Annotated in this window: 20 protein-coding genes; 3 read left to right on the top strand and 17 right to left on the bottom strand. The window is 53.6% G+C overall.

The window, feature by feature from the left end; genetic code table 11:
* Window positions 1-67: 67 nt before the first annotated feature.
* Window positions 68-1,486, bottom strand: a complete 1,419-nt coding sequence (locus JNE38_RS06135) for a hypothetical protein (RefSeq protein ID WP_203355724.1) — start codon at window positions 1,484-1,486, stop codon at window positions 68-70.
* The gene (locus JNE38_RS06130; protein WP_203355723.1) at window positions 1,464-2,210 is read right to left on the bottom strand and encodes a creatininase family protein; all 747 of its coding nucleotides are present in this window, start codon (window positions 2,208-2,210) and stop codon (window positions 1,464-1,466) included. The genes JNE38_RS06135 and JNE38_RS06130 overlap by 23 nt, the downstream gene beginning before the upstream one ends.
* Before the next feature lie 145 nt (window positions 2,211-2,355).
* Between JNE38_RS06130 and yyaC the strand changes: the two genes are divergently transcribed.
* Window positions 2,356-2,997: a spore protease YyaC gene (yyaC, locus tag JNE38_RS06125; RefSeq protein ID WP_238933699.1), complete on the top strand. Its 642-nt coding sequence runs from the start codon at window positions 2,356-2,358 to the stop codon at window positions 2,995-2,997.
* On the opposite strand, the gene JNE38_RS06120 is transcribed toward yyaC, so the two are convergent.
* From JNE38_RS06120 to JNE38_RS06105, 4 genes are all read right to left on the bottom strand, one after another.
* The gene (locus JNE38_RS06120; protein ID WP_203355721.1) at window positions 2,939-4,393 is read right to left on the bottom strand and encodes a hypothetical protein; all 1,455 of its coding nucleotides are present in this window, start codon (window positions 4,391-4,393) and stop codon (window positions 2,939-2,941) included. The two genes, yyaC and JNE38_RS06120, sit on opposite strands and share 59 nt — an antisense overlap.
* Window positions 4,394-4,614: 221 nt before the next feature.
* Window positions 4,615-5,856, bottom strand: coding sequence for an MDR family MFS transporter (locus tag JNE38_RS06115; protein WP_203355720.1), 1,242 nt, complete (start codon window positions 5,854-5,856; stop codon window positions 4,615-4,617).
* Window positions 5,853-6,782, bottom strand: a complete 930-nt coding sequence (locus tag JNE38_RS06110; RefSeq protein WP_203355719.1) for an ArsR/SmtB family transcription factor — start codon at window positions 6,780-6,782, stop codon at window positions 5,853-5,855. The genes JNE38_RS06115 and JNE38_RS06110 overlap by 4 nt, the downstream gene beginning before the upstream one ends.
* A 138-nt stretch (window positions 6,783-6,920) precedes the next feature.
* Window positions 6,921-7,787, bottom strand: a complete 867-nt coding sequence (locus tag JNE38_RS06105; RefSeq protein ID WP_203355718.1) for a LysR family transcriptional regulator — start codon at window positions 7,785-7,787, stop codon at window positions 6,921-6,923.
* 112 nt (window positions 7,788-7,899) lie between these two features.
* On the opposite strand from JNE38_RS06105, the gene dapA reads away from it, so the two are divergent.
* Window positions 7,900-8,790 carry a 4-hydroxy-tetrahydrodipicolinate synthase gene (dapA, locus tag JNE38_RS06100; protein ID WP_203355717.1) on the top strand — a complete coding sequence of 297 codons (891 nt, stop codon included), beginning with the start codon at window positions 7,900-7,902 and terminating at the stop codon, window positions 8,788-8,790.
* A 33-nt stretch (window positions 8,791-8,823) separates the two neighbouring features.
* Here the strand turns inward: dapA and JNE38_RS06095 are convergent, their stop codons facing one another.
* The 7 genes from JNE38_RS06095 to JNE38_RS06065 all read right to left on the bottom strand — a co-directional run bounded on the left by JNE38_RS06095 (window position 8,824) and on the right by JNE38_RS06065 (window position 16,746).
* The gene (locus JNE38_RS06095; RefSeq protein ID WP_238933571.1) at window positions 8,824-9,789 is read right to left on the bottom strand and encodes a metal-dependent hydrolase; all 966 of its coding nucleotides are present in this window, start codon (window positions 9,787-9,789) and stop codon (window positions 8,824-8,826) included.
* Window positions 9,786-10,694: a lysophospholipid acyltransferase family protein gene (locus tag JNE38_RS06090; protein WP_203355716.1), complete on the bottom strand. Its 909-nt coding sequence runs from the start codon at window positions 10,692-10,694 to the stop codon at window positions 9,786-9,788. The genes JNE38_RS06095 and JNE38_RS06090 overlap by 4 nt, the downstream gene beginning before the upstream one ends.
* 26 nt (window positions 10,695-10,720) lie before the next feature.
* A complete protein-coding gene (locus JNE38_RS06085; RefSeq protein ID WP_203355715.1) occupies window positions 10,721-11,497 on the bottom strand; it encodes a GNAT family N-acetyltransferase in 777 nt (258 codons plus the stop codon).
* Window positions 11,498-12,375: 878 nt separating this feature from the next.
* The gene (locus JNE38_RS06080) at window positions 12,376-14,166 is read right to left on the bottom strand and encodes a M3 family oligoendopeptidase (RefSeq protein ID WP_203355714.1); all 1,791 of its coding nucleotides are present in this window, start codon (window positions 14,164-14,166) and stop codon (window positions 12,376-12,378) included.
* A 169-nt stretch (window positions 14,167-14,335) separates the two neighbouring features.
* Window positions 14,336-15,274 (bottom strand): MBL fold metallo-hydrolase, encoded by a 939-nt coding sequence (locus tag JNE38_RS06075; RefSeq protein WP_203355713.1) that lies wholly within the window; start codon window positions 15,272-15,274, stop codon window positions 14,336-14,338.
* A 154-nt stretch (window positions 15,275-15,428) separates the two neighbouring features.
* A complete protein-coding gene (locus JNE38_RS06070; RefSeq protein ID WP_203355712.1) occupies window positions 15,429-15,998 on the bottom strand; it encodes a peroxiredoxin family protein in 570 nt (189 codons plus the stop codon).
* A 91-nt stretch (window positions 15,999-16,089) separates the two neighbouring features.
* The gene (locus tag JNE38_RS06065) at window positions 16,090-16,746 is read right to left on the bottom strand and encodes a Crp/Fnr family transcriptional regulator (protein WP_203355711.1); all 657 of its coding nucleotides are present in this window, start codon (window positions 16,744-16,746) and stop codon (window positions 16,090-16,092) included.
* Window positions 16,747-16,839: 93 nt separating this feature from the next.
* On the opposite strand from JNE38_RS06065, the gene JNE38_RS06060 reads away from it, so the two are divergent.
* Window positions 16,840-17,352 carry a Crp/Fnr family transcriptional regulator gene (locus tag JNE38_RS06060; protein WP_203355710.1) on the top strand — a complete coding sequence of 171 codons (513 nt, stop codon included), beginning with the start codon at window positions 16,840-16,842 and terminating at the stop codon, window positions 17,350-17,352.
* A gap of 30 nt (window positions 17,353-17,382) precedes the next feature.
* Here JNE38_RS06060 and hmpA read toward each other — a convergent pair whose 3' ends face one another.
* The 4 genes from hmpA to JNE38_RS06040 form a co-directional block, all read right to left on the bottom strand.
* Window positions 17,383-18,591, bottom strand: coding sequence for an NO-inducible flavohemoprotein (gene hmpA, locus JNE38_RS06055; RefSeq protein WP_203355709.1), 1,209 nt, complete (start codon window positions 18,589-18,591; stop codon window positions 17,383-17,385).
* A gap of 154 nt (window positions 18,592-18,745) precedes the next feature.
* Window positions 18,746-19,255, bottom strand: coding sequence for a molybdopterin-guanine dinucleotide biosynthesis protein B (gene mobB / locus JNE38_RS06050; protein ID WP_203357432.1), 510 nt, complete (start codon window positions 19,253-19,255; stop codon window positions 18,746-18,748).
* On the bottom strand, window positions 19,246-20,511 hold the full coding sequence (locus tag JNE38_RS06045; protein ID WP_203355708.1) for a molybdopterin molybdotransferase MoeA: 1,266 nt from the start codon (window positions 20,509-20,511) through the stop codon (window positions 19,246-19,248). Before JNE38_RS06045 ends, mobB begins: the two co-directional genes overlap by 10 nt.
* A 49-nt stretch (window positions 20,512-20,560) precedes the next feature.
* On the bottom strand, window positions 20,561-22,909 hold the full coding sequence (locus JNE38_RS06040; protein WP_203355707.1) for an FdhF/YdeP family oxidoreductase: 2,349 nt from the start codon (window positions 22,907-22,909) through the stop codon (window positions 20,561-20,563).
* Window positions 22,910-23,094: the final 185 nt, after the last annotated feature.

Here is a 23,094-nt window from a genome sequence, read left to right as displayed (position 1 = left end):
GTTTGTATTTTGTATATTGTATACCAAAATTCTTATGAACCAATTATTGCGTACCTGGGCTCGTCTGTCAATAACCTTTTTTCAGAATAATTAGTAAGAACATCGACATAACCAGGTAAACAAGCGTAAACGGTGCATTCCAGTTGGATATTCGGATGGAGCTCTGCTTCGTCAGATTCGCCATCATCCCAGCCGTGGCATTGTACGGCCCCATCAAAAAGGCAGTGGCTGCTCCTGTCAGCATCGCGATTGCTGTCAGCTCAGGAGAGATGCCCAAAGCATGAGGATTGAGGGATTCGGCGGTCAGCGCCAAGCCCACAGCCGGATGCAGCCCGACAAAGGCTAAGGCGAGCGGGATCAGCGGGATCAGCAGCAGAAACAGATCGGCTCCCACCAGGCCCACTCCTGCCATAATCCAGCTATTGAGAACATGCCCTGCCCCCGAAGTCTGGATCGCGGATATCATAAAACCCGCGCTCAAAAATACGAGGAACTGCTCCTTCATTTTCAGCAGCTGCGCAGGCAGCATCGCTTTGCTTTTCTGTATAAATGGACGGCCATAACCGATCAGAACCGACCACAAAAGCGCAAATGGAATGACGGCTACCGATACCAGCAACAAAAAGCTGTACTGCGTATACTTCTCCAGCAATGCGATCAGACAGGTAAAAACGAGTATCGCCAGCGGGATATGAACAGGGTGGCATGGCTTGCGAAAGGGGGGCGTATGTTCATCCACCATTTGTCTGGCTGCGGCCATCTCACGGATGACCGCCGGGTCCAGCTGCTTCTGTCTGCGCTTGGCATTCCATTGTCCCATGAGCCCATCCAGGAACAGGCCGAATAGACTAAACGGAATCATGATGGGTACTATCGCGCTCCAGCGAACCCCCGTCATCTCTACAATGATGCCTACAATCGGAGCTACCGGCGTCCAGACGATCGGCATGCTGTACCCGTGCGTAATCGCTCGGCTGATAAAACGTTCTTTCTGCTCGATCGGAAACAATTCCAGGGAAGGCCGAATCGTCTGATACACCATCGGAAGCGTCGCGATATTCATAAACGAACTCAAAATATACGACAGACTGGCGGTCATCGAATAAAGCAGACCGGATCGCTTGATCGTCCGTTGAATCATGTGCTGGATCCTGCTGGCGTAGTTCCCGAGCTCAATCGGCAGCGCGATAAAGGGAATCAAGGCAAACAGACTTAAAATGTTGAGCATGTTGCCAAAGCCCGTGACAAACTGCGTCCATGCAGCATCGCTCGCCAGCAATAAGCTCGCTCCGATAAGCAGAAACAAGGTGCTAAGCCCCTGCACAAAACGCGACACAGAACGGAAAACCATCAGGATAATGAGGATGCACAGTACGGAAATGACCCAATGCAGCGGCTCGGACGGAAAGAAGGCGGACAGCAAATTAGCGGCAATGGCGGATAGAAAAATGCACGGCCTTCCTTTAGAGAAGCTCTTTGACAGCATGGGCCAGTCGCTCCAGAGCGGTCTCCACGATTTCCTGTCCGATCTCATAGCTTGCCTTTGTCGCATCGCCTATGCATCCGTTTCGCGTCATTTCTTCATAATAGTAGAAGCCTTGCAGCGGATTGCCCGGGCGAAGCTTCTTCCATCTGCCCTCCTGATAGTCTGCCGCCTCTAGCTGATTCTGCCGGACGATATGAGGGGCCAGATACAAGGCTTCGGATACCTCGCGATCACAGCTGTGGCCATACAGCTTGGATTCCAGGCGTCGATCCATGACATCTTTGGCAGATGCCGTCGTCTTTGCATAGTAGATGCGAACATCGAGCTCGCGAGTCAGCATCTCCGTTGCCACACCTAGTGTCGCCTGGTTCCCCCCATGGGCATTCAAGATCAAAAACTGTTCTATGCCGTGCTGCTTCAACGATTTGATCATATCGCGCAAAATTGCAATCACGGTAGTTGGCTCCAAAGAGATCGTCCCGGGAAAATGAAGATGATGGGGTGATACCCCCATGTTGATCGTAGGTGTCAGGATGGCTTCCGGATACAGCTTCTCCACCAGTCGTTTCCCCATCTCTTCAGCCAATACCGCATCGCAGCTTTCCGCCATATGTGGCCCGTGCTGCTCATGTGCGCCCAGAGGAATCACCGCTATTTTCACGGTGCGCAGCGCTTCTTTTACTTCTGGCCATGTCATTTGCGTTAACAGAAATGCCTTATTCATCCTCATTCACACTTCCTCTCCATAGTGGTATATTGTATACCGTATCTGTTTGGAAAAATGACATACACTTTTACTCTTTTCTGTATTTATTGATTCGACCGCCATGGTTTACAATCATGAGTAAGGAAGAAAGCAGGTGAATCGCATGCTGCATTACTGCCACTACTTAGACAAAAAATCAGTGGCTTATTTGTCTGACGCGTTAATCCGACATTACGTAAACAATCCCGGGTATACCGAGATTGTCGTTGTTTGCATGGGTACCAATCGTTACTCGGGTGATTCCTTGGGACCGATGGTTGGCAGCCAGCTCCTCCAACAGCTGAAAGGTCAACGTCACGTTCATATCTACGGAACACTGGATAATCCCGTGCACGCTTTAAATATGCAAAAGACGCTTTCCCACATCTCCCAGAAACACAGCCGTGCGTACGTGATCGCCGTCGACGCCTGCCTCGGGCAATTCTACAAAATCGGTACGCTCCAGGTCGTGGAAGAGCCCTTGCAGCCGGGAGTCAGTCTCGACAAGCAGCTGCCTCCCATCGGCCATGTTCATATCAAAGGAATCATTAACAATTACGGACCTCTAAACCACAAAGTGCTGGAGCACACGAGTCTCACCTTTGTGCAGGAAATGTCCGGCGTGGTCAGCCGGATCCTGGTGAGAGCCGTCCAAGAAATCCTTCCCAAGCTTGCAGATGAAGTGCCTCTGGACAACGGCTCTGCCGCTACCAGAGAAAGAGAGCCGCGATTGTGGCAATCGATAATCCCAAGACGACAGGGATAAAGTTTTTCCGTGCCAATTCAATGACGGATACTCCGGCAAAGCCGGCTACTGCAACCAGGGAAGACCATGCGATCAAGGTTCCGCCTCCGGACCATACCGAGCCCATTTGCCCGATAGCTGCCAGCGTCGAAGGATCGATGCCGACAGTCGGACCCAGTGCGCCAGAGAGCGAGCCCGTCAGTGGAAGTCCGGAGAATCCCGAACCTTCCAATCCCGCGATGATGCCGATGATCAGGATGCCGAACGAAGTCAGGAATCCATTCGCCGGAATCGCGTATTGGACGGACATGACCAAATCATACAAAATCGCGGGGGCAGGAACCGATTCACCCAGCGAGAGAATGCTCTTCGAAAAATCTGCATTTCCCAGGAAGAAAAACCCTGCGATTGGAATCACAGGCCCCATCGCTTTAAAGGCAAAGACAAAGCCTTCCGTCAGATGGTCACTGATCTTGTCCAACGCAGCCATTTTCGAGAACACCGTACAGGACAGAATCAACAGAATCACGGCTACCCCACCGATGAAAGCTGCCCCGTCTCCCCCTTCGAAGCCCCCCATGCTCGATCCGAATTTACTCGCCGCCATCACAATCATGACGCCAAGCATCGACAGAGGAACCAGAACCGAAAAAATCTTCGACCATTTCAGAATATTTGGCGGAAGGGTTTCTACAGCCGCCGCAGCCTGGGCGAACTCTGGCGTTTCCTCCGCTGATCGAAAATCCACGACTTGGTTTTGAACGAGGAGTGCGTCCGACTTGCGGATAGCCTTGCGGTGCATGAGGTAAGCGACAGAAATGGACACTCCGCCTGTAATGAGGGACAGTACCATCGCTTTGTCTGCGACCATCCCTGTTTCTACGCCTGCGCCTTTTGCACTCAGCATAGGCGCTACTTGCATGATGTAGTCGGAGGATAGCGCCATCCCTTGACCCGCGAGTGCCACGGCCATCGCAGCAGCCATCGGAGGGAGTCCGACCCGAATCGCTGCAGGGAACAGCAATGCGCCAATGAGCGGTACGGCAGGAGTGGGCCAAAAGAACAAGGAGATGACATACGTGACGATGGCAAGCACAAAAAATGCCACATGTCCGTTGATCATCAGCTTCTGGATCGGCCGAATCATTCTGCGATCTGCACCGATATCGCGCAGGGACGCGAGCAAAGCGACCATGAAGGTAATGATCAAAAAGATGGTAAACAGTTCTTTTGCCGCCGTGAGATTGGCATTGTAGACGGCTTGGAATCCACTGATCACATCTCCCTTGAAAATCCAGCCAACTAAAAAGGTACCAATTAAAGATGGAATGACTACACCGCGCCGAAACAGCATGACAATAATGACAGCGACTGTAACAATTGCGTAAACCACGTGAGACATAGTGATCATCTGCATCCCCCCTGCACCGTTAGATTGGGTCCGTCCCAAAAAAATTGTAGCACAATCTTTTCCCGAAAAATAGAGATTTGGCTTATTGTATACAATTATTTTCTGAATTTATGGTTTATTTAACAAAAAAAACGTCCCCCTTTTCTACTCCTGATGAAGTTCATTCGCTAGAGAGGACGCCTGTTTTATGCAGTTTTATGCCGAAACCGATCCGTCTTGCCACTATGCTAAACTTCTTTACTCAATCCTCTTTTGTATACCATATACAAATTCTTCCTCTCGTGGATGACTCTCCCCATCCAGTAAAACACCAAGCTCACGAGTGCGCACCCTGCCATGACCAAAAACATCGCCGGCCCACCGTAAGCGCCCAATATCAGGCCGCCAGCCCACGGCCCGAGGAAGCTCCCCAGCTCGCTGACGCTTTGAGCCCCATAATACGTCCCCCGCATATTGGCTGGACTGATCTGATCGATCTGCGCGTATTCGGCGGGGACGATCAAGATTTCGCCCAAAGTAAAGACGATCATGGCGGTCACCATCCAGAACCAGCCCTCCAAAAAGGCAAAACCGACCTCTCCCACTGCCATCAGCACCGCTCCCCCCGCGATTCGGGAAAACAGCGAGTACCGCTCTACCAACCGGGTCAAGGGAATTTGCAGGAGCAGGACCGTAAAGCCATTGGCGCTCATCATCACCCCAAAGAGAGCCACGCCGTCCGCCATATTCTCACGCAGGTACTGGGACAGCGTGACAGACATTTGACCGTGGACGGTGACCAATAAGATCCCGCCCACGACAAAGGCAAGAAGCGCCGAATCGCGACTGAGCACCTTCCACATTTGCCCAAGGCCCGGCTTCTCTTCCTCTGCTTCTCCATGACTGTCTCCCACTGCATAACGCCTGCAAGCTGCGGCCAAAAAGCCGGCAAAGACGACATAGGAGATAGCTGTGAGCAAGAAGGCCGTTCCGCTGCCGGCAATGCCGAGGAAGGCACCGAGCATCGGGCCGATGGCGACGCCGAGATTGTTTGCAAGGTAGCGATTGGAAAAGACTCGAAACCGTTTGTCCTCTGGGGTCAAATCCCCCATCATCGCCTTGGAGACAGTGCCGTAAAACGAACCAGCCAAGCCCTTTACGAGACTGATTACCAAGAGGGCGATGGGATGGCTGACAGTGATAAAAGCAGCGAAGGCAACCGCCATGACCAGCATCGACAGGATCATCAGCTTGCGCCTGCCAAACAGATCAGACAAAACTCCTCCCAGAAAGCCCCCCACGGTGCCCGCAAGCGGCCCAGCTCCGATAATGACACCAATGTATGCGGGTGAAAGCGTCGTCGTCTCACTCAAGTAGATGGCTAAAAACGGCATGCTCATCGCTTGCGTAAGCATGACAAACACCGTGCCCGCCATCAACAGGTGCACGACAGGATGATACGCCTGCCAATACTGCCTCAGCTGATTCATGCTTCTCGCTCCCCGCTTTCCAAAAAGTCCCGGAGCAGCTGCGGCATCCTCTCGATAAAGGAGTCCCGCAAGCTGTAGTAGGAAACCGTCGTCGTCCCCACGTAATGGGCCCGGATCAGCCCGGCTCTCCGCAGTGCCGTGACATGGTGGTGGACAGTGCTTTTCGCGAGTCCCACGTGCTGCTGCAGCTCAGTCAGGGTGCATGATCTTTGTGCCAGCAGCCGCAAGAGCAGAAGCCTCTTTTCATCCGCGAGACATTGCGCCTGGGGCAGCAGCTCCAGCAGCGGCTCTCTCTTCTCCCTGGCCGCGTCGCCCACGGGGTACAGACACGTAGCCATCCCCCGATAGAAATCGAGCACGACGGTCGGCGCACAATGGTATTGGGGAATGAGCACGACCTCCTGCAAATCTGCCATTGGCTCGATCCATATTCCATTTGTCGCTCGATCGACCAGCTCCATCGGTGTCGTATGTCCTATTTGTGCTGCCATCTGTCGGGCATTCTCCTCGAGGCGTTTCATCATGGAAGGTTCCAGCTTGGAAAAGTAATGCTCATTCCAGCGCGTGAGCAAAGATAGGCTGTGGTCGCGGATCTCTCCCAAATTCAGCGGAATGCTGTCGACCCACGGAGCCAAACGCTCATAGATCTCCCCCGCCGGAATCTCCTGCAGCCAGGAGAGAAATTCTTCGACCGTCTCCTTTTTCGGTGCATGCGCGACGAGCAGAACCAGGCGATGCAGGACCTCCCAGCGCTCATCCTCCAGCTCCTGGGCAAACGCTGCCGGCAGCATCCCCATGGCTTCTCTCTTCCACTCGCTTCCGAGCTGAAAGTGTTTTCGCTCCTTCTCATGAATGTACGCATACAGGCTCATGATGCATTCGTACGCGGAAGAGCATTCGATTTTTATTGAATAGTAGTTTTGCATTCGATCACCATCGAACATTTTTTGTTTTATCTTACCATATCCCTCCGTCCACGTATAGAGTCATCCCTATCGTTTTTGGATAAAAAATAAATGAAGCCAGTACCGACACGGAGAATGTCAGACTGGCTTTGTCCTGTATCAATGCAGCAGCTCGATAAAATCCTGGAGGGAATGCGACATCCACTTTTTCGGCCGCATGATCATTTGCAAATCCAACCGAATGTCCGGATGGCTAAAGGGAAGCGCCGTCAATTCCCCCCGCTGGATTTCTTCATCTGCAGCCATGCGCGGCAGCAAAGCGATTCCCGAGCCGGTCATCAAGCAGCGCTTGATCGCTTCTGGATTCCCCAGCTCCAGACCGACCCGGTACGGAATCCGGTGCTCCTGCAGAACCCGCTCCAGCATGATCCTGTAGTTGCAGCTGGCCTCCGTCATGATCCACTCCACGTCGCATAGCTGCTCGAGCGCGATGGAAGGCATCGCAGAAAGCGGATGATCGGGGCTCGCCAGCAGCTCCAGCGGCTCTTCTCTGATTTTCACCCACTCGAGGGAAGGATCCGATGGCTTGCTTTCCAAGAGCAGCCCGATATCGTAATCGCCTTCCTTTACTTTCTCGACAATGGCCGTCTCCCGATCGGGATGCAGCCGGATCGTCAGCGTGGGATATTTCTGGCGAAGATGCTGGATCAACGCCGGAAGATAGTAGGAAGCCAAGGAGTCAATGGTGCCGATCGTGAGCGTCCCCCCTCCCTGAAGGGTGAGCGTTTCCTTTGACTGCTGGTACAGACCCAGCATTTGCACCGCAATTTTCAAAAGCTCTTCCCCTGCGGAAGTCAGGCGCAGGCTTTTGCCGTACCGTTCAAACAGCTTGACCCCGTATGCTTGCTCCAGCTTTTGAATCTGCATCGTCACGCTGGATTGGGCATATCCCAGCTCTCCTGCGGCTTTCGTAAAACTCTGATGGAAGGCAACCTCGCGAAATGTCTGAAAATAGGTGAGATCCATATAGTCACCACTTCAAAATTATTGATATTACTTATCACTTATTATAGATAACACTGATATCGAATGCCATGGTAAAGTACGAACATCAAGAATATCGGGGAGGAATACCACCTTGTTACAAGAACGCGATTTGCACGGAATTTACGCTCCAGTCATTACGCCTTTCCTGCCAAATGAAGAGCTGGATCTGGATTCATACCGCAAGCATGTGCAGGAGCTGCTCCGCCATGACATCCAGGGCATCATCGTCAACGGGACGACAGGCGAATCTCCGACCGTATCCTGGGAAGAAGTAGCGCAGCTCGTCCAAGTCACCAAAGAAGTGCTCCGCGACAGCGGCAAGCAGCTTCCTCTCATCATCGGCACCGGTACCAACAGCACCGCCTCCACCGTAAAACGGACGGAGCTGGCAGGAGAACTGGATGCGGATGCGGTACTCGTCGTTACCCCTTACTACAACCGACCACCGCAAGCAGGCGTCATCGAACATTACCGCCGGGCTGCCCAAGTGGGCGTTCCCGTGATCGCTTACGAAATTCCCCACCGCACCGGTCTTCGCTTGGCTGCGGATACGATCAAAGCTGTTCTGGATCTGGATGGCGTGATCGGCATAAAAGACAGCACAGGCAGTCTCGATCTCCTGAACGAACTTACCAAAGGAGATACGAAACCCGTCCTGTGCGGAGATGACGCCCTATTTCTGTCCATGCTGCAGCACGGAGCTACAGGAGGCATTTTGGCCTCTTCCATGATTCAGACCGAGAGCTTTGTTCGCGTATATGAGCTTGCCAAACAAGGCGAATATGATCAGGCCCAGCAGCTCTTTGACTCTCTGGTTCCGATGATTCAAAAGCTCTTCCAGGAGTCGAACCCTGCACCGATCAAGTGGATTTTGACCCAGCAAGGCATCCTGGCTTCCGACACACTGCGTCTGCCAATGAGTCCGATCAGCCAAGGACTGCAGCAAGAGCTGAAAGAGCTGTTCCCAGCCTATTCCCGTTGATCGCTACATGTATGTCTCCAGCAGTGGGATCCCCTATACAAACGGGGGGTCCCACGCTTTTTTTCGCCAGCCCAAGCGATGATGAACGACCTTGAGATCCCTGTCGAGCCGTACGTCTACGCCAAAAGGCAGCTTGCAGTTGTACCAGAAGCGTACGTCGCTCCAAACGACTTCATAGCCGTCTTGGCACTCCTTCCAAGTGACGTGGATGCGCTGGGCAAAACCGAGAAACGCCCGAACGCCGTCCACGCCGACCGTCGCCTGGATGATGTCATCCCGCTGCTGCTTGGGGTACATCTCCTGCAAAATCACGTGGGTGTACTCAAGCTTGCCGGTGTAAAACCGCTCGTCTGTCTCCACGACAAACCGCCAGTGAAACGGATGAAAGCTCGGGATCACATGATATACGCCCCTCATCTTGAGCACCGCTGCGACTCGCTTGACCAAGCGAGCATGCTGCCACGCGCGCCCGCTGATGTACAGCAGGGTGATGCCATAAGCAGCTGGAAAGAGAAGCGCCGCCTCTCCCCCAAATCCCAGCCACCATACGGCCGCTGCTGCATGCAGCACAAACAGAAACGGTTCAAAGATCGCAAGTACATCCAGATGGATCCATCGTCGATTCAGCGGACGTAGGCATTGGACCCCGTACGCATTGAACATATCGAGAAAGACATGGAAGACAACCGCGATCCACGTCCAGAAATAAAGAAGCCCGAAGTGCCCCAAGACATCAAATCCCCAAGCCAGCGGGAGGCTGATGATTAGCGGCCAAAGGAATAAGGCGGGGATGGAATGAGTAATCCCCCGATGAAAGCGAATATAGGAGGTAATGCCGCGCAATCTCACTACCGTATCAAAATCGGGAGCATGCGATCCTGCGACCGTGGCCATCATGAGAGCTTGGCTCAATCCTGGATCATTCCCGACAAGTCCTGTTGCCTGTGCCAAACCAGCCAATGTAACGCCCAACAAGAGATGGCTGCCTGTGTCCATCATGATACCTCCTCCGAACTGTGCTCCTCAGTCGTCCATCTTTCGTCCACATTAAACCAATACAACCATTGTTCTGGTACTGCTCTCACGAAATCCTCCAAAAACGGATAGAGCTGCTCCATCGCTTCCGCCACCTGGTCGGTTCGAAACTGCTCATGCAGCAGGAGTGGCGGCTGGAACACACATAGATGAGTGAAGCCCTTCAGGCGCCGGCAGTAAAACGGGATGACGGTAGCCTTTCCATGCAAAGCCAGCGACGCTGCGCCGTGCGGAAGAGGCGTCTTCCTTCCAAACAGGCTGCCCGCCGGAAATCCCGGCCGCGAAAAGTCTCCGAGCAAAAAGACCACGCCGTTTTGTGACAGGTGCTTTCGCAGTTTCTTCAGCAAAAGCAAGGGCGGCGTCTCGTCATAGTCCAGTCCTGTACAGCCCAGCTCCTGCATCATGAGGTACAGCGGCCGCAGCTCTTCACTCCGTGCGGTTACGACTGCCAGGCAAGGATAGCGCTGGCTGAGCAGCCAATAGGCGAAAAAGAAGTTTCCCATATGAGGCGCATACAAGATCGCTCCCCTGCCCGCTCCGAGGGCTGACTGCAAGTGCTTCTCTCCTGTTAAGCAAAAGCGCTTTTCTCCCTGACTGGGCAAGCGCATGCTGACAAACAGCAGCTCGTAGAGAGTCAGGCACACCTGATAAAAATATTGTCTGCGCAAGTGTTCAACCGGCGCATTTTTCCCCAAGACAGCAGTCATATTGTCCTTGATACGCTGACTGACCTGGCCGCCAAATCGGGCCAATAAATGGGCAGCCAGCGAAAAGAGCGCCAGCAAAAAGGGCTTTGGGATTCCGGTGAGAATTCTCCCGAGCAAGCGAGCCCGCTTGGGAGATGTCACCCAGCCAATCCAGCGGTACATGCGCACCCACCCTCTCCCGGTTTCATTCAGCGCTCCATAAACCGACGGCGGTATTTTTCCGTTATTTGTTTTTGCTCCAAGACGACAAAGTAATCGATGCTCCTGAGGATGGGATCGTAGGCAGGCTCCTCTGCGAACTGGGCCCCTAGCCAGAGATAGCCTTTCATCAATGGGGGCAGGAGACGGTACAACTCCTTGAGGGACTCTTCGGTTTGGATGGGGCGCAGCCCGGCCAGACGAGAAACCGGATGAGGATAAACGAGGTAGCGATCCGTCAGAAAGGAAAAGCGTTGAAGCGGGGCATGAATTCGACTGAGACGCTCGATATTGGTCTCGCGCAAACTGGCGCAGCCGACGAGATAGTCATAGCCGTGCGCATTGACATAGTCCGCGATCCCTTCCCACAGCAGCTGAATGACCCTGCCATTGCGGTAATCGGGATCTACGCAGCTTCGCCCGAGCTCGAGCACCCGCGTGCGCGGCAGAAGGGAATGGCTGAGATCGAACATGGTTTCCGAGTAAAAGCCTCCGTTGGCCTCTGCTTTCTTTCCTGGCAAGAGGCGGTACGTGCCCACGACGCGTCCGGATTCTTCTTCTTTGACTATCAAATGATCGCACCAGTCATCAAATCGATCCTGATCCAGCATCTGCCTTTGGTCCATGGCTTCGTCGGCCAGACCGGCCTCTTCGATAAAGGCACCGTAACGAAGCTTCCATACTTGCTGGCGTTCCGCCTCGCAATCAGCCAGTTTCACTGCAAGAGATACTTGACGTTGCTCAACCTTCTTCGCTGCGTGCACCATTCGATCTCCCCCTTTGCTATCGTGGCAAAGCGATCCTTTCCCTTTCACTGTACTCACAGATGACTTTCATTCGATGAATCGCAGGTAAAGGTTTTCCGAAGATTGCGCGGGGGAACTTAACGATTTTTTTATGAATAGGGGCTATGCACAAAAAAAACCGTCTTCATTATGGAAGCGGCATAAGAATTACGCTTTAAATTCGTTTTTATCCTACTTGTTGTTCAATCTAATATTTTCTGTCCGAATCGTGGTGTCTCCAAGTATGATCCAGAAGATACTTTTTCTCAACCAATCTCCTCCTCTTATTATTGACGGTGTATTTAGAATACGTCAGTAATTTAATGGGCAGGATGCTCCAATTACCGAGATTGTTTGGCACCAGCATAAAGGATCATCTCCCCCACAATGAGGGCAGAGACCTCCCGTATATGTAATTCTCTCTTTATCTGAATGAAGTACATGATAGTCGGTAATCCCTTCGTTGAATGGGATGTCATACTCTTTTACTTCCATCTCCGACCACTTTCCGCTCCAGGAACAGATCCCGCACTTTAGACTCTCTTCCGAAAGATGCGGTGCATTCTGGATGACGATTATACATTCTTTACTGTAGGTATTACACGAAGGACAATTGTGTACTTTCATGACTCATCACCTCTCATCAGCTTTTTGGTGAATGCCAAAGAGTCCACCCCTCCATTTAGATTTTATCAATATACCATATTATTCCAACGATAATAAGCATCAAATCTGAGAGTTCAATAAGTTCGAAGGTATTGTACACATCACACGTTGTGTTAAATTGGAGCTTCTCCACTACAGCTATACAAATGACAAAAAAGCCTGCCACTACTGTGACAGGCTCTCAAAAATGTCTCTTACGCTTCCTCAGTCAATCGCAGGAATTCATCGATATCGGCAACAGCCAAATCTACAGCAGCTTGCCAGAATTCCACCTTGGTCATGTCCTCGCCGAGATGCGTTTTCGCCAGGTCTTCTACCATCAGGCGACCCGTGTCCTGCAGGAGTGCATCGTATTTTGCGGCGAAGCTCTCTCCTTCTGCGAGGGCGCGTGCATACACGCTCAGGCTGAACAAATAGCCAAAGGTGTACGGGAAGTTGTAGAACGGATAGCTCGTGATATAGAAATGCAGCTTGGAAGCCCAGAAATGCGGCTCGTATTCCTCCAACGCACCGTCATAGGCCTCTTGCTGCGCTTCGGTCATCAGCCGGTCGAGATCGGCAGCGCTCACCAGACCGTTTTTGCGCTGTTCATAGAAGTTTTTCTCGAACAGGAAGCGAGCCTGGATGTTCATGAAGAACGCGACGACCGATTGCAGCTTGTCTTCGAGCAGCACCAGTCGCTCTTCGTCATTCGCGGCGTTTTTCACGGCGGCGTCGGCCAAGATCATCTCCGCAAACGTCGAAGCCGTCTCCGCTACGTTCATCGCGTAGTTTTGGGCGAGCGGCGGGAGATCCCACATGACCTGCTGGTGATACGCATGGCCCAGCTCGTGCGCGAGGGTCGATACGTTGCTCGCATTACCCGCATAGGTCATGAACACGCGGGATTGCTTGCTCACCGGGAAGCTCGTGCAGAATCCGCCTGGGCGTTTTCCAGGGCGATCCTCTGCTTCGATCCACGCTTCATCGAATGCCTGCTGCGCGAATTCAGCCATCTTTGGATTGAAGCGATCGAAGTTGTGTACGATCAGCGCAGCCGCCTCATCATAGGAAACCTTTTTGTGAGAGCTTCCCACCGGCGCGGAAACATCGTACCAGCTCAGCTTTTCGATGCCGAGCAGCTTGGCTTTGCGCTCCAGGTAGGCAACCAGACGATCCTTGCGATTGTTGATCGCCTGCCACATGGCATCGAGCGTCTGCTCCTGCATGCGCCCGATATCGAGCGGCTCGCGCAGCACCGAGTCCCAGCCGCGGTGACGATACAGCGCCAGACGGAAACCGCCCAAATGGTTGAGGGCCTGCGCGCACAGCTCCGTCTCGTTCCCCCATGCTTCCAGCCATTTTTCAAACACTTGCTTGCGGACAGCCCGATCCGGGTGGCTCATCAGATTGGAAGCTTGACCGACAGACAGCTGCTTTCTCTCCCCTTCCAGCTCCACCTCAATGGTCATGCGTCCGACTACCGCATTGTACAGATCCTGCCACGCATGGTATCCGTCGACAGCCAAATCGTTCGCGAGCACTTCCTGTTCAGGCGACAGCTTTTCCTGTGCACGGCGACGGCGTTCGTTCAGGGGAAAGGCGATCGGAGCCAGCTCGTCGCTTGCAAGCAAGTCGTCCCACTTGTCCTTATCGATTTTGAGCAGCTGCTCTTCCCAGCGGGTCAATGCCGAACCAAATGAAGCGGAGATCGTTTTCACCCGTCCCCCCAGCATTTTGGCTGCTTCGTCCTTCATGTTTTGAGCGGTGAGGCAGGAAATAAAAGCCCCGGCTTGTCTCGTGCGCACGGAGATAGCCTGTACGCTGTCGACAACCTCCACGAATGTCTTTTTCTCCTGCAGTCCAAGGTCGGCTTGCCCTACTTTTGCCTGTAACGCAGCGATATCGCTCTCCAGTTCGCTGAGGAACGAACGAAATTGTTCGGATTCGCTACCGCCCGGAAACAGCACTTCCAGGTCCCAACTCTGCGGCAATGTTTTTTCCATACAGAATCCCTCCCAGTACTATGTACCTTATCGTGTATTCCTGCTTACTGTTTGCTAGTCTAACTCAATTAAAACTCTATCGATCAATTAAATTCTATAAGAATTCTGAGAAGTCCTCCTGCCGATAGAAAACCCCTGACTTCTATTGTTAGAAATCAGGGGCTGTTACCTACAGCGGCAAGCGATATGTCTCGCCTTGCTTTTCGATGACGATCCGATTCTTTTCGGCACCTGCAGCAGCCAGCAAGCGTTGCATCGGCTCCTCGACAGGCTCCTGGGACAGTACAAACGTATCCCAATGAATCGGCACAAGCCACTTGCCTCCGGTTTGCTTGAACATCTCCCACGCCTGCTCCGGTGTGCAGTGCGCTCTCTGGTACGAATCAGGCTTGTAAGCTCCGATCGGCATGAAGACCAGGTCGATCGGGCCAAACTCCTCCTTCAGATTCTCCATCGACATGTAGGCAGTGTCTCCCGGATAGAGGATCCGCACGCCGTTTTTCTCGATGACGTAGCCGTTGTAGCCGTAATCGCGATTCCACGGAAAGCGATTGCCCCAGTGCCGCACGGGAATCGCCGTAATTTTCACGCCGCTGACAGTCTCGATTCTCTGATGCAGCCGGATTTCCTCAAACGATCCGAACGGCAGGTTGCGTATCAGCCTGCTCGTGTTGAAAGCCGTAATCACATGGATCGAGCGTTTCGCAAGCTTGCGAAGAGTCGGCAAATCCACGTGATCCATATGGGCATGCGACAACAGAATCAGGTCTACCTCTCCGATCTCCTCGAAGGTCAGAGCCGGGGGTGTGAAGCGTGCGGGCCCAAAATGAACGCCCGCCACCCGAATTCCGAGCTTTTCGCCCAGCACAGGATCGGTGAGAATTCTGGTTCCAAAAACATTCAGAAGCAAAGTGGAGTGACCTACCCAGGTTATTGTCACCTCATCATCGGACCACTCTGCAGGGGTCGGCTTGTGCTCCAGCTGACGGTAAGGCGGCTTGGGCAGCTGGCCCATGTGCTGCCAGTACCGATAGGCGAAGTAACCAAAGAGGAGCAAAAACATGAGGACAATGAGGATACCTATCCAGGTGATGATTGTGATCAGCATCAAGAGCTCCTTTATCAAGTCCAGTTTGATGCCATCATTATAGCAAAGGGTACTCAGGGGAGTGCAAGCGACAAGCGTCCGCAAACTGTCGACCGGGGTGTGTCCTCTGCAGCTGGCTAGCCATTATCCGTGTCTGACACGTAGTTGAGCACTCCTACAGCTGGTCATTTTCTGTCCCCCTCGCAAAACGATCGATGACCTCAAGTGACAAATGATCCGTCATCAGACGCCCGTAGTGCGCGATCTGAATCGTACCGGACTCATCGATTAGAAATTCGGCCGGAACCCGGTGCATATTGGCTCCCTCTTGGTGCTGCAAGACAAAGCCTGCGGCAGCTGCCTCTGCTATGTAAGACGGCGTATCGGCATCCTCGATGGTTGCTTGGAATTTATCCTCGGACACTTCGACACCATACCGGTCGTAAATCTCTGCGTGTGGATCAGCGAATACCGGGAAGGGAGCTTCCTGTTTGCCTACATGCTGCGAGAGCGCCAAATCCGGTGACTCGAACACCGCAAGCACCTCGAGCCCTTGCTGCTGCCATCGATGATAGCGCAGGATGAATTGCCTCACGCGCAAATTGCACAGTGCGCAGGCGGCATTGCGGAAAAACGCGAGCAGCACCTTGCGACCGCGAAGATCGGACAAGCGCTGATCATTCCCGTCGCTGCCAACATACGTAAAATCCGGGGCTGCTGCCCCTGAAACTAACCGACTTTTCATTCTCTTATTCCTCCTGGTTCCCTATAGTTGTAAGCTCAATTCGGTCCAACTGAGGTTACTTTACCAGGAGGTTCAGGTCATTTTCTGTGACCTAGTCACCAACGAGTTCTGCCAGCGCTTTTCGCTGCAGAACGGTGATGATCCCCCGCTCTGTCGCGATCCAGCCCCTTTGTTTCATTCGCCCCAATATGCGGCTGACAACTTCTCTCGCGGAGCCAAGCTCGACGGCCAGCTGCTGATGCGTGGTGCGGACAGATGGCAGCTGCTCCGATGTCCGCTTCAAAAGGGCACCGGCAAGCCGACTATCCAATGGCTGCGACAGTTTATCGGAGAGCTGACTGCCCAGCTGAATCAACCCATCCAAGATATTGCCGAACACCACTTGCCGGATAGACGGATACTCATGGATCCAGCGCAAGAACGACCGTTTTTCAACGAACAGGGCCTCTCCTTCGGTCTCAGCGGTGATCGTTCCAGGATATTCACGTTCACTCAAGCCGCAGAGCACCATCATCGCGCAAACATCACCAGGGCGCAGCCGGTTCGACACCGCTTCTCGCCCACCTGCATCCAAACTCGAGATCAATACGGTTCCTGACAGGAGGAACATGCAGTAGGAAGCCGCATCATCCCGGCGAAACAACGTTGCCTTTGCCTGAAACTCTCGAATTTGCGGCTTGGCGGACTCCCACTCTTCATCCGAGATATCCCGGAAACTGGGGAAAATAGCAAACAAGCTTTTGGCCATAGGGGTTCTCCGATTCGATATAGAATGGTATTTTCATTGTATAGTCTTAAAAAAGCACAAGCCAGTCTATCCTATGTAACGAGGTGTGCCCCCATGATCTTGCATAAAGGAGAAGTGCTCTTTCGCCAAGGCGAATCTGGCCCTCTCTACCATATCAAAAGCGGAATGCTGAAAATCAATCGGCTGCACGCGGACGGAACCATCACCTTGGTCAACATCATCGTGCCAGACGAAATCATCCCTCACCACTCCCTGATCAGCCCGAACCAATATTACGGAACAGCCGTTGCTCTGGTCACCTGCGAGATCGAGGTTCTCGATCCTGCTGCCTGGTATCGGGATCTGGAGGACGATCACAAAAAGTGCCGCGAGATTGCCCTGCTGCTGCAATCCAAGCTGCGCATGATGCAGCAGCGAATCGACCAACTGTCTGAAGTCTCGCCAGCAGAGAGACTGCGCAAGCTCCAGCACTGGTTTCAGACATTCGTCTCCGTCTCTTCGCTGTCCGACGTGCTGACCCAGGACGAGATTGGCCAGTTGATCGGACTGCGCCGCGAAACAGTCAACCGGCTGCTGCGTGCACAAGCAAATCGAGCTCGCGAATAGGCGAGCTCGATCGATGATGACTCTATTGAATTACAGACTGCCTGCCGGTCCGAAGAACTCGAAGTGCTGATCTTCTTCCGGAATGCCCCACTCTGTGAGCGCTCGCTTGACGGCGCTCATGAATGGTACGGGGCCGCAGAAATAGTAGCTGGATCCTTTTACCGGCACGATGCTCGCAAGCCACTCACGGTCGATGAATCCTTCCTTGTGAAACGCTCCAGACTCCCGATCCTGCGCGGTCGGCTGCGAGTAGCACCAGTAAGCGGAAATGTTTGGATGCTCGTTTGCGATAGCTTCGACCTCTCCGCGCAAAGCATGCAAGCTTCCATTTTGTGCCGCATGGATAAATGTCACCTGACGAGCGGAGTTTTCCGCCATAGTTTTGAGCATGCTGACCATCGGTGTGAGGCCCACCCCGCCGCTGATAAGCACAACCGGACGCTCCCCTTGATCCAGCGTGAAATCTCCAGCTGGGGCCGACAGCTGCAGGACATCTCCTTCTTTTACCTGCTCGTGTAAATAGACCGATATTTTGCCCGCCGGCTTCTCTTGATTCGCGTCTTCCCGTTTTACGGAGATGCGGTAGTACGGTTTGCCTGGTGCATCTGACAGACTGTACTGGCGAATATGCGTAAATCGCTCTCCTGGGATATCCAGCTTCACACTCACGTATTGTCCCGGTTTAAAGGAAGCGAGCGCTTGACGATCCTGCGGAACCAGATAAAAGGACGTAATGACATCGCTCTCCCGTACCTTTTTCTCTACCACGAATCCACGAAAATCTGCCCAGCCCCCTGCCTGCTCACGGGATTGTTCATACATTTCGGCTTCTACCCCGATAAACGCGTCGGCAATCACGCCGTACGCCTCAGCCCACGCCCCGAGGATTTCCTCTGTCGCCGCATCTCCCAGCACTTCTTTGATCGCCGCCAGCAAGTTTTCCCCGACGATCGGATAATGCTCAGGCTTGATGCCGAGACTGCGGTGCTTATGGGCGATCTGCTGGACTGCCGGCAAGATCGCTGCCAAATTATCGATATACATGGCTGCAGCGTAAACCGCGTTTGCCAAGGCAGTCTGCTGTCTTCCCTGTTTTTGATTCGCGTGATTAAAAATATTCAACAGCTCAGGATGCTGCGCAAACAATCTTTCATAAAATCGTTTTGTTATGGCAACCCCGTGCACTTCAAGCACAGGGACCGTTGATTTGATGACTTGAATCGTCTTTTGGTTAAGCATCGAAATCCTTCCCTTCGAATCAGGTATACTTTGATTCTAAAGGGTGTACTCGCCCCTCTCAGTGATTTCAATCACAGGAAAACAAAACGATTTGTGAAAAAAGACAGAGCCCCGCGTCGCCATTTACGGCCAGGAGCTCTGCCTTTACGTGAATCTAGTCTTTCGTTTCAAGCTGGCTTTTCACAAACTCGAAAACAGCCTCATCATCGTGAATCGAAAGCTGGGGCCATAAATCCGTCGCGAGCCTCTCCCAGGTGACAATGCCTCGGATGTCCGTCACGGTCTTCAGCAGCTCCTGATCTTCAGCTTTGCGAATCAGGACGAGCTTGGGATAGCCTTCCCGCTTGAAGCCTTCGACCAAAACCAGCTCTGCCCCTGCTTGTGTCAGCCGCTCCACCAGCTCGGGGAGCGGTATCGGTCTTTGCTGGTGAATGACGGTCTTGGTCTGTGAGGAGATGGCCAACAGGGATGCTCCTGCCTCCCGATAGCGCCTCGTATCTTTCCCCGGCTGGTCCCATTCAAAATCGTGGCCGCCGTCGTGCTTGATCACCCCTACCCGAACACCTGACTGCTCAAAGCGGGCGATCAGCTTGGCGAGGAGCGTCGTCTTGCCGCTATCGGAATAGCCAACCACTTGCAGGACATACGGATTTTTCACGACAATCCCTCCCGCTTCCAGCTAGGCGTGGTATGTGTCAGCACTTCGACTAGCTCGCCTTCCCGCTTGCCGCTGCCTCCAGCAGGAATCACGATAAAGCACTCGCTGTTTTTCAAGGTCCCGAGATTTCCTGCCTTCTCATTGAAATCAGGCTGAGCGTACAGGAAGCCATCCTTCTCTGTGAGCCACCCGCGCAAATATCTCGGGTACGGACAAGGCTTGGCATACGTGACGGCAAGTCGGGCCTTGACCTTGCGCGACCAAACATCCTGTACACCTGACAGCTTTTGCACAGCCGGGCGTACAAACAATTCAAACCCCAGAAAGCACGCCCCCGGGTTCCCTGACAAGGCGATGATCGGTTTTCCATGGAGCACCAGAGCCGTGGTCGGACTGCCTGGGCGCATCGCGATGCGGTTGAACAACAGCTCGGCGTCCGGCTCATCCGTGAGTGCAGCCATCACATCGTAGTCTCCGACAGACACCCCCCCGCTTGTGACGAGCACATCCACCTTTTTCAAATGCTCGGCCAGCGCTCCCTTTGCCACTCCCAGATCATCCGGCATATTGGGAAACAAAAGAGGAATGCCGCCCGCTTCGGCAATCAAAGCGGACAGCATCAAGGTATTGCTGTTGCGGATTTTCCCCGGCTGCAGCGGTTGATCAATATCCAGCAGCTCGACGCCTGTCGAGAGCAGCCCGATCCGCGGCTTGCGGACGACCGGAACACGAGCGTAGCCATAGGTCGCCAGAATAGCGAGTGTACCCGCATTCACCTTTTCGCCGGCGCGCACGATGACCGCTCCCTGCGCGATTTCTCCCCCCCGACGGGATACGTTCTCCCCTTGCCGAAGCGCCCTCTTGATGCCGACTTCCGCTACAAGGGCAGCAGGCTGCTCGGTCTGCTCAAACATGATGACGGCGTCAGCGCCTGCTGGCAGCATCGCTCCCGTCATGATCCGGCTCGCACATCCCTCTGTCAGCGCGACGGCGGGGACATCTCCCGCTGCGATCGTCTCCACCACTTTCAAACGGACTGGCAACTCCGGTGTGGCCAGAGCGGTATCGATGGCTCTCACGGCATATCCGTCCAACGGCGAGCGGTCAAAGTGCGGCAAATCGTCAGTGGCATAAACATCCTCTGCCATCGTTCGGCCATATGCCTCTGTGATGTGCACCTCTTCCTTTTCCTGCACTCTCAGGCGTCCCATCAATCTGTGCAAGGCTTCTTCCACCGTTATCATCTGTCGTGAAAAGCGCATCGCCTTCTCCTCCTCCAGCCTCTGCTGCCATTCCTGCTGTCGCCCGTGGTTACCCGACGTTTACTTCCAGGTCTTCAATCGGCTTTTCTTTATATTTCAGGTCTTTGTTCGCGTTGAATGTATCTGCCTTTTCAATCTTGACCGCTGTATTGTACTCCGGAATCCCCGCGTAGGTTTCATATACCCCTTTAGGGATCAGGACGTTTCCTTCCGGCCAATGCACCTGAACGTTGCCTCGTTTCGTCGCTTCGAACTTGGCGCGTCCCTGGAAGGTGCCGTATTTATTATACAACACGATGCTCTCGCCTTCTGCAATTCTCAGCTCACGAGCATCTTCAGCATGGATCAGGACATCGTAGCGGTCCGCGTTGTTAAACGGATCCTTGTTGCTGTAAATCATGGAGTTGAACTGTTTGCCGCGGCGGGTCGTCACGTAGAAGTGGCCCTGCGGCTTATTCAGATTCGGAATTTCGATCGGAATCAGATTGGCACGCCCATCCGCGGTCGGGAATTGACCATCCTCGCAAAGCCATGCGCCTCCCCACTGGAAGACGTCGCCCCTCTTGCTCAAATGCTGGATGCCGTCGTAGTTCGGATTCGCCTTCGCGATCTCCGCCCGAATCTCTGCCGCGCTCCCGAAATGCATCAGATGCTTTTTCTCCGGATGGACGCGTGCAGCCAGATCTACGTAAATCTCCCACTCGGAGCGCGCTTCCGCAATCCGCGGCCCCTCGATTTCGGCACTGAAGTACACCATCCGCTCCGTGCTGGTGGATGTACCTCCGCCTGGCTGCTCGTAGCGGGTCATCGCCGGTAGAACAATGACTTCTTCCTTGGCATCCACGAGTGTCGACGTATTGAATATGATGTCCTGGTGCACGCGCAGCTCCACGCTCTCCAGACATTTGCGCATGAAGTCGGGATCAGGCATCGTCTCGAGGAAGTTTCCGCCGCTGGTGTAGAACAGGCGCGTTTTTCTCTCGTGTCCGTCAGGCAGCAGGGCATTCTCCAGCGACACGCCCACGATATCTCCCTGCCATTTCGGGATGGGGAAGCCCCACAGCTTTTCGATTCGCGTCCAGCTCTTTTCCTCAAAATCGCCGCCAGGCAAGCTGAACGGGTCTGCGCCCATCTCTCCGGAGCCTTGCACGCCGGAGTGGCCGCGAATCGGCATCACGCCGCAGTGCTTGCGTCCCATAAATCCGCGCAATACAGCCAGGTTGGCCACTTGTGAAATGTTGTCCGTCCCAAAGCGATGCTGGGTCAAGCCCATGCTCCAGACGAAGACGCCCGATTTGGAATTGGCCAAAAGCACCGCGAATTCCTTCAGCCGATCGCTGGTCAGACCGGACGATTTCTCGATCTCCTCCCACGACAGCTTATTCACGTGTTCTCTGAGCTGCTCGATGCCGTTGGCGTGTGCGCTTACAAATTCGTGATTGATGGCAGAGCCGGGCTTTTCCTTCTCCATCTCAAACCAGTGCTTCATCACACCGTTCATGAAGGCGATATCTCCGCCGATGTTCACCTGATAGAAATCGTCGACGATCTTGGTGCCAAACAGCGCGCTGTCGGGAACCGACGGGATCCAGTACTTTTCCATCGCAGGCTCTTTGTACGGATTGATCAATATGATTTTCGTGCCTGCCTTTTTCGCCGCATACATGTATTTCGTCGAGACCGGCTGGTTGTTGGCTGGGACAGAGCCCCAGAATACGAGGACGTCCGTGCCGATCCAGTCCTGATAGTTGCAGCTGGACGCACCGATTCCGATCGTACGCTTGAGAGCTGTCTTGCTCGGCGAGTGGCAGATACGCGACGCATTGTCGATATTGTTGGTCCCGAGGAAGCGCGCCATTTTCGCGGCGGTGTAGTACACCTCGTTCGTGATGCCGCGGGCTGTCAGGAAAAAGGCAAGCTGCTTGGGGCTGATTCCTTTGATCTTTTTCGCAATGCGGTTCAGAGCTTCGTTCCACGTAATGCGCGTAAATTTGTTCTCGCCCGGCTTGCGGGACAACGGGAACGGAATTCTCCCCAGCTTGCGCAGCTCCACGCTGGACAGCTTTTGCATGGCGCCCACGTCTTCCAGCCATTTTGTATCCATGGCAGGCATCGTATTGAGGCGCAGCACATTCAAGCGAGTCGTGCACAGGTGCGGACCGGTCAGCGTCTGGTCGTACAGACCCGATACCCCGAGCGCGCAGCCGTCGCATACCCCTTGCGTCAAGATCCGGTACGCATAGCCCAGATTATCGCGGTTGTCGTACATGACCTTCATGGTATCGCGGATGTGATGCGGTTTTATTTTTCCAAGCCCCATCGGCATCAGAGATGCCCACAGAGACGGCTCCCATGATGTATCCAGCTTGATGGGTCCAGTGTGTTTGGTCTTGCCCATTCCTTTCGCTCCTCTCTTTTCATCGCCTGTCTTTGAATGAAAAAACCACCATAAACCGTCCCTTGTCCTGAGGAAAAGAGCGTGTTCACGGTGGTTGTCTAAGGCAGGTTCGCTACCTAGTCTCAACTGCGTGTGTGATCGCGAAACCCGTTTCGTCTAAATCAGTGAACAGGGCCGCTGCTTCG

Origin of the sequence: Brevibacillus choshinensis, assembly GCF_016811915.1 — a bacterium.
In the GTDB taxonomy this organism is placed as follows: domain Bacteria; phylum Bacillota; class Bacilli; order Brevibacillales; family Brevibacillaceae; genus Brevibacillus; species Brevibacillus choshinensis_A.
This window is presented reverse-complemented; position numbering and strand designations above follow the sequence as displayed.